Source organism: Glaciimonas sp. OK215 (genome assembly GCF_057787885.1).
In genome coordinates, this window is record NZ_CM173544.1 from 1,343,675 (window position 1) to 1,361,095 (window position 17,421).

The 17,421-nt window shown below is 55.3% G+C and carries 18 protein-coding genes; 13 read left to right on the top strand and 5 right to left on the bottom strand.

Annotated elements, in window-relative coordinates; translation table 11 throughout:
- Positions 1 to 6 precede the first annotated feature (6 nt).
- Genes AC3CHX_RS05955 through AC3CHX_RS05965 form a run of 3 tightly spaced genes read left to right on the top strand, consistent with a single transcriptional unit; the run spans position 7 to position 2,232 of the window.
- Positions 7 to 696, top strand: coding sequence for an ABC transporter permease (locus tag AC3CHX_RS05955; protein WP_488643165.1), 690 nt, complete (start codon positions 7 to 9; stop codon positions 694 to 696).
- Positions 693 to 1,409, top strand: a complete 717-nt coding sequence (locus AC3CHX_RS05960) for an ABC transporter permease (RefSeq protein WP_488643166.1) — start codon at positions 693 to 695, stop codon at positions 1,407 to 1,409. Before AC3CHX_RS05955 ends, AC3CHX_RS05960 begins: the two co-directional genes overlap by 4 nt.
- Positions 1,410 to 1,467: 58 nt before the next feature.
- Complete coding sequence (locus AC3CHX_RS05965; protein ID WP_488643167.1) at positions 1,468 to 2,232, top strand: ABC transporter ATP-binding protein; 765 nt, start codon at positions 1,468 to 1,470, stop codon at positions 2,230 to 2,232.
- Positions 2,233 to 2,415: 183 nt separating this feature from the next.
- Here the strand turns inward: AC3CHX_RS05965 and AC3CHX_RS05970 are convergent, their stop codons facing one another.
- Entirely contained in the window at positions 2,416 to 3,027 is a 612-nt protein-coding gene (locus tag AC3CHX_RS05970; protein WP_488643168.1) for a TetR/AcrR family transcriptional regulator, read from the bottom strand.
- Between the two features lie 146 nt (positions 3,028 to 3,173).
- On the opposite strand from AC3CHX_RS05970, the gene AC3CHX_RS05975 reads away from it, so the two are divergent.
- Positions 3,174 to 4,223 carry an MBL fold metallo-hydrolase gene (locus tag AC3CHX_RS05975; RefSeq protein ID WP_488643169.1) on the top strand — a complete coding sequence of 350 codons (1,050 nt, stop codon included), beginning with the start codon at positions 3,174 to 3,176 and terminating at the stop codon, positions 4,221 to 4,223.
- A gap of 304 nt (positions 4,224 to 4,527) precedes the next feature.
- Here the strand turns inward: AC3CHX_RS05975 and AC3CHX_RS05980 are convergent, their stop codons facing one another.
- Together AC3CHX_RS05980 and AC3CHX_RS05985 are read right to left on the bottom strand one after the other, a co-directional pair.
- Positions 4,528 to 4,698 (bottom strand): hypothetical protein, encoded by a 171-nt coding sequence (locus AC3CHX_RS05980; RefSeq protein WP_488643170.1) that lies wholly within the window; start codon positions 4,696 to 4,698, stop codon positions 4,528 to 4,530.
- An 18-nt stretch (positions 4,699 to 4,716) separates the two neighbouring features.
- Positions 4,717 to 5,751: a LysR substrate-binding domain-containing protein gene (locus AC3CHX_RS05985; protein ID WP_488643171.1), complete on the bottom strand. Its 1,035-nt coding sequence runs from the start codon at positions 5,749 to 5,751 to the stop codon at positions 4,717 to 4,719.
- 197 nt (positions 5,752 to 5,948) lie between these two features.
- Here AC3CHX_RS05985 and AC3CHX_RS05990 point away from each other — a divergent pair, with 197 nt between their 5' ends.
- The 3 genes from AC3CHX_RS05990 to AC3CHX_RS06000 all read left to right on the top strand — a co-directional run bounded on the left by AC3CHX_RS05990 (position 5,949) and on the right by AC3CHX_RS06000 (position 8,005).
- Positions 5,949 to 6,761, top strand: coding sequence for a HAMP domain-containing protein (locus AC3CHX_RS05990; protein WP_488643172.1), 813 nt, complete (start codon positions 5,949 to 5,951; stop codon positions 6,759 to 6,761).
- A gap of 140 nt (positions 6,762 to 6,901) precedes the next feature.
- Positions 6,902 to 7,555: a dihydrofolate reductase family protein gene (locus AC3CHX_RS05995; RefSeq protein WP_488643173.1), complete on the top strand. Its 654-nt coding sequence runs from the start codon at positions 6,902 to 6,904 to the stop codon at positions 7,553 to 7,555.
- 141 nt (positions 7,556 to 7,696) lie between these two features.
- Positions 7,697 to 8,005, top strand: a complete 309-nt coding sequence (locus AC3CHX_RS06000; RefSeq protein ID WP_488643174.1) for a panthothenate synthetase — start codon at positions 7,697 to 7,699, stop codon at positions 8,003 to 8,005.
- Positions 8,006 to 8,230: 225 nt separating this feature from the next.
- On the opposite strand, the gene phaP is transcribed toward AC3CHX_RS06000, so the two are convergent.
- Positions 8,231 to 8,797 (bottom strand): TIGR01841 family phasin, encoded by a 567-nt coding sequence (gene phaP / locus AC3CHX_RS06005; RefSeq protein WP_488643175.1) that lies wholly within the window; start codon positions 8,795 to 8,797, stop codon positions 8,231 to 8,233.
- Between the two features lie 321 nt (positions 8,798 to 9,118).
- Here phaP and AC3CHX_RS06010 point away from each other — a divergent pair, with 321 nt between their 5' ends.
- Positions 9,119 to 10,075, top strand: a complete 957-nt coding sequence (locus AC3CHX_RS06010; protein WP_488643176.1) for a histone deacetylase family protein — start codon at positions 9,119 to 9,121, stop codon at positions 10,073 to 10,075.
- A gap of 109 nt (positions 10,076 to 10,184) precedes the next feature.
- Positions 10,185 to 11,030, top strand: coding sequence for a DMT family transporter (locus tag AC3CHX_RS06015; RefSeq protein ID WP_488644727.1), 846 nt, complete (start codon positions 10,185 to 10,187; stop codon positions 11,028 to 11,030).
- A gap of 12 nt (positions 11,031 to 11,042) precedes the next feature.
- On the opposite strand, the gene AC3CHX_RS06020 is transcribed toward AC3CHX_RS06015, so the two are convergent.
- A complete protein-coding gene (locus AC3CHX_RS06020) occupies positions 11,043 to 11,825 on the bottom strand; it encodes a helix-turn-helix transcriptional regulator (protein ID WP_488643177.1) in 783 nt (260 codons plus the stop codon).
- 156 nt (positions 11,826 to 11,981) lie between these two features.
- Here AC3CHX_RS06020 and AC3CHX_RS06025 point away from each other — a divergent pair, with 156 nt between their 5' ends.
- The 4 genes from AC3CHX_RS06025 to AC3CHX_RS06040 all read left to right on the top strand — a co-directional run bounded on the left by AC3CHX_RS06025 (position 11,982) and on the right by AC3CHX_RS06040 (position 17,319).
- On the top strand, positions 11,982 to 12,740 hold the full coding sequence (locus AC3CHX_RS06025; protein WP_488644728.1) for a class I SAM-dependent methyltransferase: 759 nt from the start codon (positions 11,982 to 11,984) through the stop codon (positions 12,738 to 12,740).
- Between the two features lie 190 nt (positions 12,741 to 12,930).
- Positions 12,931 to 14,184 (top strand): D-alanyl-D-alanine endopeptidase, encoded by a 1,254-nt coding sequence (gene pbpG, locus AC3CHX_RS06030; protein WP_488643178.1) that lies wholly within the window; start codon positions 12,931 to 12,933, stop codon positions 14,182 to 14,184.
- A 228-nt stretch (positions 14,185 to 14,412) separates the two neighbouring features.
- Positions 14,413 to 15,810, top strand: coding sequence for an MFS transporter (locus AC3CHX_RS06035; RefSeq protein ID WP_488644729.1), 1,398 nt, complete (start codon positions 14,413 to 14,415; stop codon positions 15,808 to 15,810).
- A gap of 225 nt (positions 15,811 to 16,035) precedes the next feature.
- Complete coding sequence (locus AC3CHX_RS06040; RefSeq protein ID WP_488643179.1) at positions 16,036 to 17,319, top strand: cation:proton antiporter; 1,284 nt, start codon at positions 16,036 to 16,038, stop codon at positions 17,317 to 17,319.
- The last annotated feature ends 102 nt before the right edge of the window (positions 17,320 to 17,421 follow it).

Sequence of the window (17,421 nt, forward strand, 5' to 3'; positions counted from 1 at the left end):
ACAAAGATGTTTTTATATGGCTACGGCCCACAGATGCTGAGGGGCTTGAGCGTGACGCTCGAATTATCGGTTTCGGCCTTGCTGGTGTCGTTCGTCATCGGCTTGCTGGGGGCCGGCGCCAAGCTCTCTGCGAATGCGATGCTGCGCAAACTGGCGATGATCTATACGACCTTGATTCGGGGAGTGCCGGATCTGGTCACGATGCTGCTGGTGTTTTACGGCATGCAAATGGTCTTCAACAACCTGACCGAAGCGCTGGGCCTGACCCAGATAACGATCAATCCTTTTTCGGCCGGCATATTGACGCTGGGCTTCATATACGGCGCCTATTTTTCCGAAACCTTTCGCGGTGCGTATCTGGCGGTGCCAAAAGGGCCGGTCGAAGCCGGGTTTGCGTTCGGCATGACGCATTTTCAGGTGTTTCATCGCATCTTGTTTCCACAGATGATGCGCTTTGCCTTGCCCGGCATTGCCAACAACTGGCAGGTGCTGCTGAAGAGCACTGCGCTGGTCTCGATCATCGGCCTGAACGATCTTGTACGCTTGTCCGATCAGGCCGGGCGCGCCACTTCCCAATTCTTTTTTTTCATCGCCTTGACCGGGGTCCTGTATCTGGCGGTAACCAGCGCCACAAACATGATTCTCGCGCGGCTTGAGCGCCGCTATGCGATCGGACAGCGTGAGGCAGAACTATGATCCAATTAATCAGCGATTACTGGCGGGCCTACCTGTATACGGATGGCTTCCACATGACCGGCCTTGCGGTCACGCTCTGGATGCTGGTGCTCTGCATGAGCATTGGTTTCTGTCTCGCGGTCCCGTTGGCGGTGGCACGGGTGTCGAAAAGAAAATTCCTGTCCACTCCGGTGCGGCTGTACACCTTTGTTTTTCGCGGCACCCCGCTCTACGTGCAACTGCTGTTCTTTTATTCCGGGGTATACAGCCTTCGCATCGTGCACGACACGGAATTTCTGAACCTGTTTTTCCGCCAGGGTTTCAACTGCACGATTCTGGCCTTCGTTCTCAATACCTGTGCCTATACAACGGAAGTTATTGCGGGTGCGATTCGGGCGACGCCCAATGGCGAAATCGAAGCCGGACGTGCGTATGGCATGTCACAGTTCACGCTGTACTGCCGCATTATTTTGCCGGGCGCATTGCGGCGCGCATTGCCGTCACTGTCGAATGAAGTGATTATTATGCTGCACAGCACCTCCGTCGCTTTTGCCGCCACCGTGCCCGATTTGCTCAAAATAGCGCGTGACGCCAATGCTGACACCTTCAAGTCATTCTATTCGTTCGGGCTGGCCGGCTTGCTGTATCTGTTCGTCACCTTCGCGCTGGTCGGCCTGTTTCGTCAAGCTGAACAGCGCTGGTTGTCACATCTTAAACCGCAAGGTTGCCGGTAGCGTCCCGTTTCGTACCGGCAAGTTGCTTGCCCTGTAACCATATCTCATTCAAATCATCATGGACAAACTCGCCGTAAGTAATCTGCATAAACGCTATGGCAGCAACGAAGTCTTGCGTGGTGTTTCCATTGCTGCAAAATCGGGCGATGTCATCAGCATCATCGGTTCCAGCGGTTCCGGGAAAAGTACCTTTCTGCGTTGTATCAATTTGCTGGAGTTGCCGTATGCCGGGAGCATTTCGCTGAATGGCGAACAGCTCAGGCTGAAGACTGGAAAAGACCACAGCCTGGTCGCTGCCGACCTGCGTCAATTGCAGAATTTTCGCGCGCGTATCGCGATGGTGTTCCAGCACTTCAATCTATGGGCACATATGACCGTGCTGGAAAACGTGATCGAGGCGCCGATACATGTGCTCAAGCAAAGCCGCGACGAGGCCATCGCAAAAGCCGAACTGTATCTGGAAAAAGTCGGCGTCTATCATCGCAAGGATTTTCATCCGTCACGCCTGTCGGGTGGCGAGCAGCAACGTGTCGCGATCGCCCGCGCGCTGGCGATGGAACCTGAAGTGATGCTGTTTGATGAACCGACTTCCGCGCTTGATCCGGAACTGGTTGGTGAAGTCCTCAAGGTCATGCAGAAACTGGCCGAAGAAGGTCGCACCATGGTTGTCGTGACCCACGAAATGGGATTCGCACGCGAAGTGTCCAATCATCTCGTTTTCCTGCATAAAGGACAGATTGAGGAGCAGGGCGATCCGCGTCGGATTCTCGCTAATCCATCGAGCGAAAGGCTTCAGCAATTTCTATCGGGGACGCTGAAGTAGTCGGGCGATTGCCACGCAGCTCCCTTACTCCCGTGAATTTTCTTCGCCCGGGTTATTGCTTCATCTTGTGTCTTACAAGTTACGAGTGGGTGCTCGAATGGGCTTGCTCTCAGATGAAAGTCAACAAGCCTTAGTCTAGATACCATATTTCGGGGCTCTGGCCGCAAATGGTAAATTCAAAACTTACCGTCGTTCAAAATAAGCCAAGAACATATCCACCGCAGTCTGCACAATCATCGCCTGCTCCGCGTCCGACAACGGCGCCTGCCCCAACGCCAGTTGGGGCCAGAAGGCGAAGAGCTTCAGTTGTCCCTGCAGCAAATGGGCTGCGAATTCCGGGTCGGCCGGTTTGAGCTTGCCGTCCTGTTGTGCGGCGCGTATCCAGGCGGTGACGCCTTCTTCGCGCATGCCCATGCGCGCGATCATGTCTTGCGCGCGTTGTGGGGAATGGATGCCTTCTGCGATCACCACCCTGGCCAGGTTCATGAAGCTGGCATCGCTCAGCATGCGCATTTTTTGCTGCGTCAGTTCCAGCAGTTGGCTGCGCAGAGGGAGGTCCTTGCGGTAGGCGGATTCTGTCACTGCCACGGTGCATTCCCATAACTGCTGCAGGATGGCCGCGAACAGGTCGTCCTTGCTGGGAAAGTGGTTGTACACGGTGCGCTTGGATACCTCCGCGCTGGCGGCAATCTTGTCCATGCTGGTGGCTTCAAAGCCGCTGCTGCGGAATTCGGCGATGGCTGCTTGCAAGATAGCTTCGCGCTTGCGGTCGGTCAGTTTTGGGAGTGTTGTCATGGTATTCATATCCTGGTTACAAATTATTTTACACTAAGCAGTTTACTTTTTCTCGACATAAAACTACACTGTGTAGTGTAATTAGTCCTTGCCTTTCAGTAGCAGGGAACCAACAAATAACCGGCATCGTAAACAGGACGACGAACATGGCAAGTGAAACACTCGCAGCAGTCGATACGCATATCCACACCCACACCCCATCTTCGCAGCACCGCGATGGCAAGTTCAGGAATCATCATCCCGTGCAAAGAGTCGGCTTGTGGAAGACCTTGCAGGTCCTGTGGCGCTTCGCCTTCGATAAACCGGCCGGCACGGTGCCGGCCCAGCCCATCCCGGTACTGGCGATCAGCAGCGAGCAATTGCTGGCCGCGCCGGATCGTTCGCTGTTCCGTCTGGGGCATTCCACCATGCTACTGAAGCTGCGCGGCGAATTCTGGCTGACCGATCCTGTGTTTTCCGAACGCGCCTCACCTTTGCAGTGGATGGGACCTAAGCGTTTCCACGAGCCGCCGATCAGCGTTGCCGAACTACCTCCCATCAAGGGCGTGATCTTGTCGCATGACCATTATGATCATTTGGATTATGACGCCATCCTTCAACTGGCTGGCAAGGTAAAGCATTTCATCACGCCGCTGGGCGTGGGTGATACCCTGGTCAAATGGGGCGTGCCAGCAGAGAAGGTGCAGCAACTAGACTGGTGGCAAAGTACCCGGGTGGCGGGCTTGCACCTTGTGGCGACACCGGCGCGGCATTTTTCAGGACGCGGCCTCACCGACGGCAACCGGACCCTGTGGGCTTCTTGGGTGATATTGGATGACGATCTGCGCCTGTTCTTCAGTGGCGACAGCGGCTATTTCGACGGCTTCAAGGAGATCGGCAAGCGCTTCGGCCCCTTCGACCTGACCATGATAGAAACCGGCGCCTACGACCATGACTGGCCGGATGTGCACATGCAGCCGGAGCAGACCCTGCAAGCCCACCTGGATCTGCGCGGCAAGCAGCTGCTGCCGGTGCATAACGGCACCTTCGACCTGGCCATGCATGCCTGGCAAGACCCGTTCGAGCGCATCGTTGCGCTGGCCGGCCAGCAGGGTGTACCGGTCAGCACGCCGCAGATGGGCGAGCCGCTCAGCCTGAACGCGCCGCAGGCAGGGCGGCGCTGGTGGCGAGAGCAGACTGTGCTTGATCTGGACTGAGCTCCGCCGGAGGGCTAGTCGACGGGGAATCAGCGCGATCTTGAATGGCCTGATCAACTACGCTGAGAACGTGAGCGCTCCCACGGCAAGCTTTCCATACACTGTTTACAAGCGACCTATGTCCCGAGACCTGATTTTTGGCGGTGTGAAGATTGCCGGTGCTGTGGTCTCATTTTGCCGGACACCTCAAGCGTTCCCCAGCGGCGCGATTTCTTCATCTTGTCGTTGTGCATATCTTAGGCTTCAAGTTCATACACGGTGACGCTGCTCATTTTGTTACTCCTGAAAATGTCTTCTTACGGACTTATAGAATTTCAATCAAGAATTTTTCGATGGCCTTGTGATCTTTTTGATTTAATTTTCCCATAGCAGTCGCAACTTTCCCGAATAGCTGCACCAGCATGGCGCGTTGGCTATCGCTCAGGTTTTCCATTCGATTTACTAACGACAGGGCTTGATTGGTTAATTCTGGCATGTGCTGCTCTATTGCACCCTACCACCGGACCTGGTGCAATGCACCGTGGGCCGAATTGGTTCGAACGGCGTACCCCGCGTCGCCTCCATTCACGCGGGCCATGATCCGTTCTGTATTCGTCAGGGGGGCGATGCTCCTGTGCGCTGTCAGAGAGGCTTGAAGCCAATGACAGAATGCGCGCGCAGGTGCGGATATGGCGCCTGATCTCAGGATTAACTGGTAGCCGATATTCGAATCGCAGTCACCGACCAATCTGATAAGACGACCACAGCTAAGTTCGTCATGCACCAGCAGTTCATTCGCCAGGGCTACGCCTTGCCCTGCAAGTGCAACTTCAATGGCCTGGTTCGCTGTTGCATAACAAATAAAGTCCTGGCAGCTGAAATGAATGCCTTGGGAATTGAACCAGTTCGTCCACGTAGCCCCCTGATCTTCGTGGATAAGATTGGTGGCAAGCAGGTCCTGGATGTCGACGGGATGAGGTTTGCCACGCAAATAACCGGGGCTGCAAACCGGAAATACGGTTGGACAGTAAAGCGTTTGTATTTCACCGACAAAATCAACCATGCTGCCATAGCCGATCCCAATGTCAGCGTCACCACGCGTGACGCAATCAAACTGCTTGGTCGGCTCTAACCCGATAGATATTTGCGGTGCGACTTCCTTAAATTGGTTGAGCCGTGGGGTCAGCCATCTGGTTGCCAATCCCGGCACGACCGCCAAGCGCAACCAGGTCGAATGCGGGCGGGATGAAGCCTCATGCGTCGCTTCCAGTATCTCGCGAAATGCCAACGTAATTCTTTTAAAGTAACGCTGCCCGTTCATTGTGAGCAATACGCCGCGCGCAGATTTTTCGAATAGCTTGACGCGCAGACGATCTTCCAGGCCGCGTATATGGCGGCTGATTACCGGGTGCGTCACATACAACTCATCGGCGGCCGCGCGAAAGCTTCCGAGCCTGGCTGCCGCTTCAAAGGCCCGTAGTGCATTAAGAGGGGGTAAGGACATATCTTCCGGTACCTTTATGTAACCACGCTGGTGCAAAAAAAGCATTTGTCATTCAATTCAAACAACATCATCATCAATGCACCAGGACATTGTCAATGTTTGTAATGGCAATAGCCAGTCATTTGGTGCGATAGATTGGCGGCGCTACAAATACGGAATGGACTACGGGCGTTGCTTTAAATTACTGGGCGAAGGCGTCATGACGAGAGAACAGCGTGGAAATTTAAACGAGAGGAAGCAGCATGCATTTGCGTAATTTATCCATAGGCGCACGACTGGCGATGGGTTTCGGCATCGTCTTGTTGATGCTGATCGCGGTACTCGTCACCAGCAATGTTATCGGCAGCAATGACAGAGACAAACTGATCAATGGACTGGAGCTTGCCAACACCAAAGAACAGCTGGCAAGCACGATGAAGAGTGTGCTGCTCGAAGGCGGCATAGCGATGAGGAATATTTCACTTCAATCGGATGTCCGTGCCATGCATCTCGGCGGCGACAACGTCAGGAACCTGCACAAACGCTTTGCGGAAGCACGGGGAACATTGGAAGCGATCGGACTCACTGATGTCGAAAAAAACATCATGTCCGGCATTGCGCAGCTGGACAAAAAAATCGAAGTCCCTCTCGGCGACGCGATGGGCGAGGCGTTTTCCTTTAATAACGACGGTGCGGCAAAGATCCTGTCCACCGTCATCGACCCCATGCTTCAACAGCAATTAATTGCGCTCAACAAGTTTGTCGAGATTCAGCATGCCGCGTCCCGCCAGGCGCTAGAGGCCAACGTTGCTGCGGGCAGGCAATTAATGATGCTGCTGTTGATGGCCGGATCAGCGGCGTTGTGCATCGCTGCTGTGTTTGCGTGGCTGATCGCGCGTAGCATTACGCAACCGCTGCAAGGCGCCTTGTCGATTGCCAAAACGGTTTCTGCAGGAGAGCTTGGATCCCACCTTGAAGTGATCGGCAAGGATGAGATCAGCGAGCTTCTGCACGCGCTGCAGGACATGCGCAACAACCTGGCCAGGACGAGTGGGCGAGGTATGCCGCAGCACTGAAACCATGGCCATCGCTTCCCGCGAAATTTGCTAAACTCTTTCATGGCCTGCCCTCAAATCCGGCTCTGAGCCTTGAGTTGAAAACCTCAAGCTTCATTCGCGTCGCTTCAGGTGTGGCAGGTCAATCTAGGAGATGAGACATGTCAAAGCTGCGCTTAAAAATCTCGATGTCACTCGACGGCTTTGTTGCCGGTCCCAGCCAGAGCCTGGAGAACCCGCTCGGCATCGGCGGCGGGCGCCTTCACGAGTGGGCATTCCGGCTCGCGGAGTTCCGTGCGCTCCTTGGCCTGGAAGGTGGGGAGGTCAACGCAAGCAGCCCGGTCGTCAAGGAGTCGCTCGCCAACATCGGCGCCACGGTGATGGGGCGCAACATGTTTGGCGGGCACCCGGGGCCCTGGGATGCCAAGAATCCATGGAATGGCTGGTGGGGCGTCAATCCGCCGTTCCATCATCCGGTGTTCGTGCTCACGCACCATGCACGTGAACCACTCGAACTTGACGGAGGGACGACCTTCACATTCGTCACGGGCGGCATACAGGCGGCGCTCGAACAGGCCCGGCAAGCCGCCGGCGGTAAGGATGTGTCGCTCGCCGGCGGTGCGCAAGCTGCCCAGCAGTATCTCGCGGCTGGACTCGTGGACGAGATGGAAATCAATCTCGTGCCGACGCTCCTCGGCAGCGGTGAGCGCTTGTTCGATGGTGTCGGCGACAACCTGTCCGGCCTCGATCTCGTGCGGACGGTCGCCGCGCCAAAGGTGACGCACCTCAAGTTCGCAAAGAATACGAATGCGTAGTTTCATTACCGGACAGCAATCAGATTAACGCGAAATGATGGGTATCTAAATTAGCGAAAAATCCTACAATGGAAATTGGCTTTACAAGGGTTAATCAACACCTTTGACAGGGGATTTATCAAAATTTCTGAGGAGGCAATCATGCGCATGCTATTGAATGTCAAGTTTCCTAACACCGAGTTCAACACCGCCGTCAGGGACGGTTCCGCCGGCCAGAAAATAGGCCAGATTCTGGAGGAGTTAAAACCGGAGGCGGTTTACTTCACTGAACAGCAAGGGCAACGTTCTGCGCTCTTGATCGTCGATCTGGATGATCCTTCGAAAATCCCGATGTTTGCCGAACCATTTTTTCTCACCTTTAATGCCAGTGTCGAGTTAAGGGTGGTGATGGCGCCGGAGGATTTAAAAAAAGCCGGACTTGAGGAACTGGGCAGGAAATGGTCATCTTAGGGCAGCGCTGAGTCTCGGTGGTAAATTGCTTTGCTTCCGCCATGCGATGAACTTGCGTATGGAATTTCCGATTTGCTGCGGGTCGCCGCGATGCGCGAAGGTGGCGTTCTTGACGTTGATGCGAGAATGCCGATGGTGCCCGGATAAGTTCTACCTGGGCACCACCTGACTTCCCATTCTTAGCAGGTCGGGTCCGGCCATCAACGCCGTTCCGGTTGCTGAAAATTATTTCTTGGTGTTACGTGCGGCTGACTTGGCCGTAGCTTGCGACAATTGATCGACGGCGCTGTTGACATTGCTTTCGATTGCTTCCACCGCCTGCTTGGTGCTCTTGGTAAATTGTTCGTAGCCGGCGCTGGCATTGCCGATGGCGGCATTGACGAAGGCAATCGCGCCTTCGCTGCCAGGTGGCGCGCTTTTCGACACTTGCTCGATCAATTCAACCGCTTTGCGTTTGGTTTCGGCAACTTGCGCTTCTGCAGCCTTGGTCAGTTCAGCCTGGGTCGCCGATGCGATACTGGCGAAATGACGGCCGTAGGCGATCACTTTTTCGGTGTTGGGTTGGGCTTGCGCTACGCTCAGCGAGAAAAATTCCTGGGGATCTTTTGCGGTCAAGAGTTTTTGAGTCGACGCGCTGGAGTCTTCGAAAGAAGCTTTTGCTGCAGTCAAATTCAGCTCTACCAGTTTTTCCACGCCTTCAAAAGCTTTAGCAGTGAAATTGGTGAATAGCGCCAGATTGGCTTCAAGATTGGCTTTAGCTGCGGATGAAAATTGTTCGGCGATGGTAGACATGGCTTCTCCAGTGATTCTGCAGGGGTAAGTGAGGAACTAGCGGATATTGCAAACACTATTGATTGCTCAGTAACAACGCAGTAACAGCGCTACAAAGCAATATGAATTGTGCGACGCAACAATTTTATTTTAAACGGTTCCGTCGGGCTGTCAAGTAATTGTTGCTGCATTGCAATAAATGGTTTGGAGTTGCAAATAATGAGGCATGCCCGGCAACAAGCCATCCGCGCTGAAATTTTGTCATCCCATGCCTTGTGACCAGAACAGACCGGGCTTAAATGCTAGACTGAATGCCTTTCCGGCTACCGGCATCGAGCAATCTTGAAAGCTTTCTACAGCGACCATTTCGTCTTGCCTCTGCCTGCGGGCCATCGCTTTCCGATGCAAAAATACCGATTGATACATGAAGGTGTGCAGGCTGGCATCTCCGGTATTGAATTGCATGAAGCGCCGTTCACCAGCGATGGCGTGCTCGCGCTGGCGCATCATCCTCATTACATTGACGCCGTGTCCAACGGTAGCCTGTCGAGTGCCGCGCAAAAGGAAATCGGCTTTCCGTGGTCGCCGCAAATGGTCGAACGTTCCCGCCGTTCGGCTGGTGCCACGATCGCCGCATGTCGTGCGGCATTAAATTCGAGCGATCAGATAGCGGTTAACCTGGCGGGCGGGACGCATCATGCGTTTGCCGATCATGGCGGCGGTTTTTGCGTATTTAATGATGCCGCGATAGCTGCGCGCCTGATGCAAGCCGAGCGCCAGGTCCAGCGCGTCGCCATCGTCGACCTGGATGTGCATCAGGGCAACGGTACCGCATCGATTCTGGCGCGGGATGAGTCGATTTTCACGCTGTCGCTGCATGGCGCAGATAACTATCCGTTCAGCAAAGAACTCAGCGACCTGGATGTGGCGCTGCCGGACGGGACCGGTGACGTGGCATATCTGGCTGCACTGCAGGATGCGCTGGATCAGCTGTTTGCTTGTTTCGCGCCGCAACTGATTATCTACCTGGCGGGTGCGGACCCGCATGAAGGCGACCGCTTAGGACGCTTGAAACTCAGTTTTGATGGCTTGACACAACGCGACGGAATGGTGTTCGCGGCCGCTGGCCGGCGCGCGATTCCGGTGGCGCTAACGATGGCCGGCGGCTATGGCAAGAATGTACAAGACACGGTAGCGATCCATCTGCAAACTATTGCTTTGGCTGCCCGGCATGCCAGTCGTCAGGTAACCTATCTGGCGACGACTTCCAGCGCCGCACTGCCTTTCACCTTCGGCTAGGTTTCCATCCTTTATGCGTCCTGTCAGTCATGCGCCAACCGTTCCTTCTCCGCTAGCGGACGCAACAATCGTGACGCCCACAGGCTGGTTGTCACGCTTGTTGCCGGCCATGCCGCTGGTATTTGTGCTGATCTGGAGCACCGGCTTCGTGGTCGCCAAATTTGGCTTGCCATACGCGCCGCCGTTGACTTTCCTGTTAATGCGATTTGTTGGCGTCCTGATCGTGCTGCTGCCGCTGGTACTGATCCTGAAGGCGCCGTGGCCGGTCGGACAAATGCGTCACATTGCGGTCGCGGGGGTCCTGTTGCAGGCCGGTTATCTGGCCGGTGTCTGGTGCGCTATCAAGCTGGGCATGCCGGCCGGGTTATCTGCCCTGATCGTCGGCATGCAGCCTATCCTGACGGCCTTTGCCGCTCGCTGGATCGGCGAGTCGGTCAGGCCGCGTCAATGGATCGGGCTGTTGCTTGGCCTTGGTGGAGTCGGATTGGTCGTTGCCGCGAAAATCAGCCTGATGGGCCTGTCCTGGCAAAGCATCGCATTCTCTGTACTGGCACTCATCTCGATCACGCTAGGCACCCTTTACCAAAAACATCATTGCCCGCATTTCGATTTGCGCACCGGCACCATCATTCAATTCGCCGCTTCCGCCGTCGTGATCTTGCCGTTCGCCGTCGTCTACGAACACCTCGATCCGACACTGCGGACGGTGCAATGGACGCCAGGTTTCATCGGTGCGTTGCTATGGTCGATGCTGGCGTTATCGATCGGCGCAATCTTCCTGCTATTCGCGCTGATTCGCAAAAGTGCGGCGACCCGGGTGGCCAGCCTGTTGTATCTGACACCGCCGACCACCGCAGTCATGGCATGGCTGATCTTCGGTGAAGCATTTAACCTGCTGGGTATTGCCGGGATGCTGGTGGCGATTCTTGGGGTGGCGTTTGTGGTGAAAAAATAGGCTAAACGCAATCTATGCCGGCAATAATACAACCAACTTCAACTCCGCCCGATTAGCCACCCGCAAATTCACCTGCTGATAACAGAGCGCCCCCAACACCGGATGATTAAAACGTCGCTCGCCGCCTTCCTTCTCAGTCACGTCCTGCAAACTCCAGGCGAGCTTGAAAGCACTGCTGTCGGCACATAGCCGCTCGACAATCGTCACAATTTGCGGCTCATCCAGATACATCCCGCAATCCGCCCGGAACTCCGCCACCAAACGGCGTGCGCGCTGCTCCCAATCACTGATGAAGGTCGCTGCGTTCGGGTCGCAGAAGGTGTAGTACAGCAAATTTTTCACACTGGATTTTTGATCCAGCCACCCGGTAAACAACATTTGTGCCGGCCGATTCCAGGCGATGACATTCCAGTAGCGATCCAGCAGGTAAGCCGGCGTCTTGACATTGCGTAGCACGGCTATGACGTCGGCGGGAATCTGGTCGTCCACGATGTCCGGCAAGCGCGGATCTTTCTTTCCTGACAGCTTAAACAGATAAGCACGTTTAGCCTGCGGTAATTGCAATGCGTCGGCAATCCGCGCCAGCGCCTGAGGCGACACCGAAACGGTTCTTCCTTGTTCGATCCAGGTGTACCAGGTGACGCTAATGCCGCACAACTGGGCAATTTCTTCGCGGCGCAGGCCGGGCGTACGGCGTCGCGTGTTGGCGCCGATCCCGAGGGTTAGCGGCGAGAGTTGGGTACGCTGGCTCTTGATGAATTCGCCCAGCGCTTTGCGTTTGCTTATGTCGTCCATGTGTTGGTTCGGTCTCGATCTGGAGAGGGGCATCCTATTGCCAAAAATAATAGTATAAACACTCATCTTGTAACAGGATAAATAATAGCTAAACTGCTCAATATGTGATGGTGTTATTTTTAGAGAAAGAAGCGAATGAGCAATGTAAGCACAAGAATGCGCAACCACGATCAAGTGGTAACCGAACAATTTGGCAGTACCGCCGCGGCCTATTTAACGAGCACCGTACATGCCCAGGGAGCCGATTTGCAGGATCTTGCCGGGTATGCCGGACAGTTCCCGCAGGCAGTCGTACTGGATGTCGGATGCGGTGGCGGCCACGCCAGCTTCGCGATGGCAGCGCATGCAGGCAAAGTGATCGCTTACGATCTGGCGCAAGAAATGCTGAGTGTCGTTGCCGATGCTGCCCGTGAGCGTGGTTTGCATAATCTGGAGGTGCAGCAGGGCAGCGCCGACCGGCTGCCGTTTGCCGATGCGAGCTTCGACTTGGTGTGTACTCGCTACAGTGCGCATCACTGGAAAAATTTGCCGCAGGCATTGGCGGAGATGGCGCGTGTTTTGAAACCCGGCGGCAAGGGTGTCGTTATCGATACCGCTGCTCCGGATGATGTGCTGGCCGACACTTATTTACAGTCGATCGAGTTGTTGCGCGACACTTCACACGTACGTAATCGCAGTCTTCCGGCCTGGCGCGAGTTGCTGACGCAGGCTGGCTTCAAAGTCGTTGGCGATAAAAGCTGGAAGCTGTCTTTGCAATTCGATAGCTGGGTTGCCAGAATGCGCACGCCCACTGAACGTGTCGTAGCAATCAAATCATTGTGGGACAGCGCACCGGCCGAAGTAGGCGAATACTTTGCGCTGCAAGCCGATTATTCGTTTTCGATTGATACTGTGATGATTGAACTTGAAAAATAGAGAATGTTGTGCGAGATTTGATTAAGGAGTGGCGGCGTTGGCAACTTTTCACCGAAGTTTTGGCGTTCGTCATTATCCGAATGTAGAAAGGTGTTTAGATTAGTACGCTAACTCCTTAATTATCTTGCGATTTTTGTTTGATTTGCCTACACTTCGACAGGTTATATGTTTGTCGAATCAGGAGCCGCACATGGCCAAATCCGCGTTAGTTATTATTTTATCATTATGTTTTGCGGTTGCAACAGCGTCTGCGGCGCCTCCGAAGGATGCTGAAAAAGCGCAAGACGAGAACGCGGCGACCAGTAAAGCCGGCAAAGCCGCCAAGCCGGGCACAGCAAAAAGCCTGAAGGCGAAGGCACACGCCAAGCATTCCACCGATAAAAAATCCGTTGCCGGCAAATCAGGCCGAGAAAAAAATGTCAATGGCGCCATAGCCAGCGCGCCGGACGCGCGCGAACTGGTGGCTGCCAGCCGGAAATCAGGTCGTCAACACAGGCTCGCATCGCTTGAACAGCGCGAAGGCGTGGTAAAAAAAGTGGTGTACGTCAGGGGCCGTCGCAAGGTGGCATTCGAGCGCGCAGCCTTTGCGCTGCCGGCAGTTGTCGCGCCGCCGATGCTGTCCGCCGGTGAGATGGCGGGTTTGAATTTGACCCATGATCCACTCGAGCTGAAATCGAATGTCGCGCTGGTGCTTGACCAATCTACCGGCCAGGTCCTGTTCGACAAGAATTCTCAGGTAGCACTGCCGATTGCATCGCTGACCAAACTGATGACCAGCATGGTGGTGGTCGAAGCCAAGCAAGACATGAATGAAGTGCTGACGGTGACCGACGAAGATATCGATCGCGAAAAGCATAGCAGTTCACGGCTGCGGATCGGTTCGCAATTGAGCCGTACCGACATGCTGCATATCGCGTTGATGAGTTCCGAGAATCGTGCTGCATCAGCACTCGGTCGTAACTATCCCGGCGGCTTGCCGGCATTTGTCGAGGCAATGAATGCCAAGGCCAAATCACTCGGTATGACCGGCGCGCATTATGTCGATTCGACCGGCTTGTCACCCCTGAATGTTGCCAGCGCGCGCGATCTGGCCAAGTTGGTGGTTGCCGCTTATCAGCAACCGATCATTCGTCAGTATTCGACCGATCAAAAGTACCAGGTGGAGCCGGGCGGTCGTCCGCTGGAATACCACAGTTCGAATCATCTGGTGGAAAATCCCGGATGGCAAATCGGCCTGCAAAAGACCGGTTATATCACCGAAGCGGGACGTTGTCTGGTGATGCAGACCATTGTTGAAGGTCGTCCGGTGGTGATGGTATTCCTCGACTCGCGCGGCAAGTATTCGCGTCAGGGAGATGCCGACCGGATGAAGAAATGGCTGGTCGAAAATGCCGGGTCAACGCCAACCTTGACCGGCACCCGTATTGCAGCTGGTCAAAGCTAAGCGGTAACAGATTGTTGGGAAGGCGTTCGAGTGATCGAGCGCCTTTTTACTTTGTGTTGACCTGATGCCGCAAAAGATTCCCGGTGCGCAATTCGATCAGCGTCACGCATGAAGCATGCGATGGTCGGTATTTCGCAGTTTGCATGGTCTTCCGTCAATACTCCGCAATCGGAGTAAACTACCTGCAGTTCAAACGCAACTCGTTGCGTTTTTTTGTTTCTTTCATCGTTGCCGGCAGTGCCCCGTACCTTTCTTATCCCACTTATCGTTGCTTGTGCGCTGTTCATGGAAAACATGGACGCGACAGTGATCGCGACTTCATTGCCGGTGCTGGCACATGATCTCGGGCAACAGCCTATTACCCTGAAACTTGCGCTAACCTCGTATGTGGTCGGCCTCGGGGTGTTTATTCCAATTTGCGGCTGGGTTGCGGATCGCTTTGGTGCGCGCACCGTTTTTCGCTCCGCCATCGGCGTCTTTATGGCGGGATCGCTGTTGTGCGCCGTGTCGAGTTCTTTGGCGGCTTTTGTTGCTGCGCGTTTTTTGCAAGGTATAGGTGGGGCGATGATGGTGCCGGTTGGCCGGATTGTGATTTTTCGCTCGGTGCCGCGCAACAACCTGGTGAAGGCCATCAGCTACCTGACGATACCTGCGCAGCTGGGGCCGGTCATCGGGCCGCCGCTGGGCGGTTTCATTACGACCTACTTCCACTGGCGCTGGATTTTTCTGATTAACGTGCCGATCAGCCTGCTCGGGATTTATCTGGCGGGCCGCTTTATTGAAAACTTTCGGGCCGAAGAACGGCAGCCGCTGGATGTCAAGGGTTTCGTCCTGTCTGCAATCGGCAGCACCTTGTTGATGCTGGGCTTGTCGCTGATTGACGGTGAGTTGCTGTCATCGAAACTGGCTTTTGGCATGTGCGCGGCCGGTGTGATTTGCTTGCTGCTGTATTTACGTCATGCGCGTAGCGTACCGTTCCCGCTGCTCGATTTGCGCTTGCTGCGTATTCCGACTTTTCGTGTCAGCGTGATGGCCGGATCGTTGTTCCGTATCGGCCTCGGTGCCGTGCCATTTCTATTGCCGTTATCGTTGCAGATTGGTTTGGGCATGAGTGCCTTTCATGCCGGTACCATCACGTGCGCCTCGGCTTTCGGCGCGATTTTCATGAAAGCGATAGGGACCTCCGTACTGCGGCGCTACGGCTTCCGTTCGGTGTTGATCTGGAATGCCTTACTGGCTGCGCTGGCGCTGGCATCGTATGGTTTGTTCACGCCGACGACGCCGTATCTGGTGATGATCGCGGTGGTGTTGCTGGGCGGTTTCTTCCCCTCGATGCAATTTACCTGTTTCAATTCAATGGCATACGCCGACCTGGATGGCGCTGACGTCAGCCGGGCCACCAGTCTGGCCAGCGTGGTGCAGCAGATTTCGCTTGGGCTGGGTGTCACGATCGGTGGCCTGGCGATTATTTTCTCCAGCCGCATCCAGGGTCACGCGACGGTTGTCGCGGCCGATTTCTGGCCGGCGTTTATCGTCATCGCGCTGTTCTCTCTGGCCTCGATTCCTGTCGCTCGCCGCCTTCCACTGGACGCCGGTGCTGCATTAACGGGGCATATCCCGGTATAGTCCGTTGAGTGCTGACGGTGGCGTCGCGGCCGCGCCTGGCGGGCAAAACGCACTCCAAATTTTAGTCCTTCATTCATATTTGTTGGCAGGCATCGCTGGCTGCCTTCCCTTACCGCTAGAATATCTTGATGTCATCCACGTAATTTCTTCCCAGGAGGTGTCGCCATCGATCAATCTATCCTCTGGTACCTGATCGTCGGCGCCTTGCTATTGTCGATGGGCTTGATGGCGTCGCTATTGGAGCGCTTGCCTGTCAGCCCGGCGATGTTCTATCTGCCTATCGGCTATATTCTGGGACCGGCAGTAAGCGGGCTGATCAACCTCGCACCCGCCCAGCATGCCGAATTGCTGACGACGATCGCCAAGATGGCATTGCTGCTATCGCTATTCACCGTTGGACTCAAGTTACGCATGCCATTTCGCGACAGTATCTGGCGCTTGCCGCTGCGCCTGGGCGTGCTGGCGATGCTGGTCACGATTCCGCTGGTGGCGTTGGCCGGCATGTTTTTATTCGACTTGCCATTGGGCGCAGCGATTTTGCTGGGGGCGATTCTGGCACCGACCGATCCGGTACTGGCATCCGATGTACAGATCAAGGATGTCGGCGATCGTGATCGGATTCGCTGCAGCCTGACTGGGGAGGGCGGCCTCAATGACGGCACCGCCTTTCCATTCGTCATGCTGGGTTTGGCCTTGCTCGGCGTGCCGTCAGCCGCCGCTTACGCCAACGTTTACACAGTGCTGCACGTGATCTGGAGCATACTCGCCGGACTCGGCGGCGGCTGGCTGATGGGGTGGCTGCTAGGGAGTCTGGTGGTTGGCTTGCGACGCCGTTTCGGCCTGGCGCTGGGGATGGAAGAATTCTTCGACATCGGCTTGATCGCACTGGCCTATGGTGCCACCGAGCTGATCCATGGGATCGGATTTCTGGCAGTGTTCGCCGCCGGACTGGCAATGCGCCGTATCGAGTTGACACATAGCGGTCGGCAGAGTGTGGATCCGGATCAATACAAGACCATCGTGGTGATAGCGCCCGCGGGTGGTATAGAAGAGCTTGCCACCCATCCGGTCAAGGCATCGGCGTACATGACCGAAACGGTGCTCGGCTTTAATCTGCAACTGGAAAATTTTGCTGAGTTTCTGATGGTGATTCTCACCGGCGTCCTGTTATCGCATATCGGTTTTTCAGCGCCGGGAGCATTGCTGGCGTTACTGCTGTTTTTTGTGATTCGACCGTTCTCGGTTGCCGTCGCACTGGCAGGCGCCAACGTCACATCGCTGCAGAGGCGGCTGATGGCATGGTTTGGAATTAAAGGTATCGGCTCGCTGTATTACCTGGCGTTTGCGCTGCAATATCAGTGGGTCGCGCCGGCCGGTTATCAAGCAGCCGCGCTGGCGCCGCGCATCACTTCCATGGTGCTGACGGTGGTGGCGATGTCAATTGTGATGCATGGGATTTCTTCGACACCGTTGATGGATATGTATCAGCGCCGCCGCCGCCGTCGCTAGGAGCGGTCGGCCTAAACCGTATTGTTTCTCGGGTTTTCGGTTGAGGCGATTGCGCTCTATGCGTTATCATGCGATTACGTATAGTTGCTTTTGAGAAAGTAT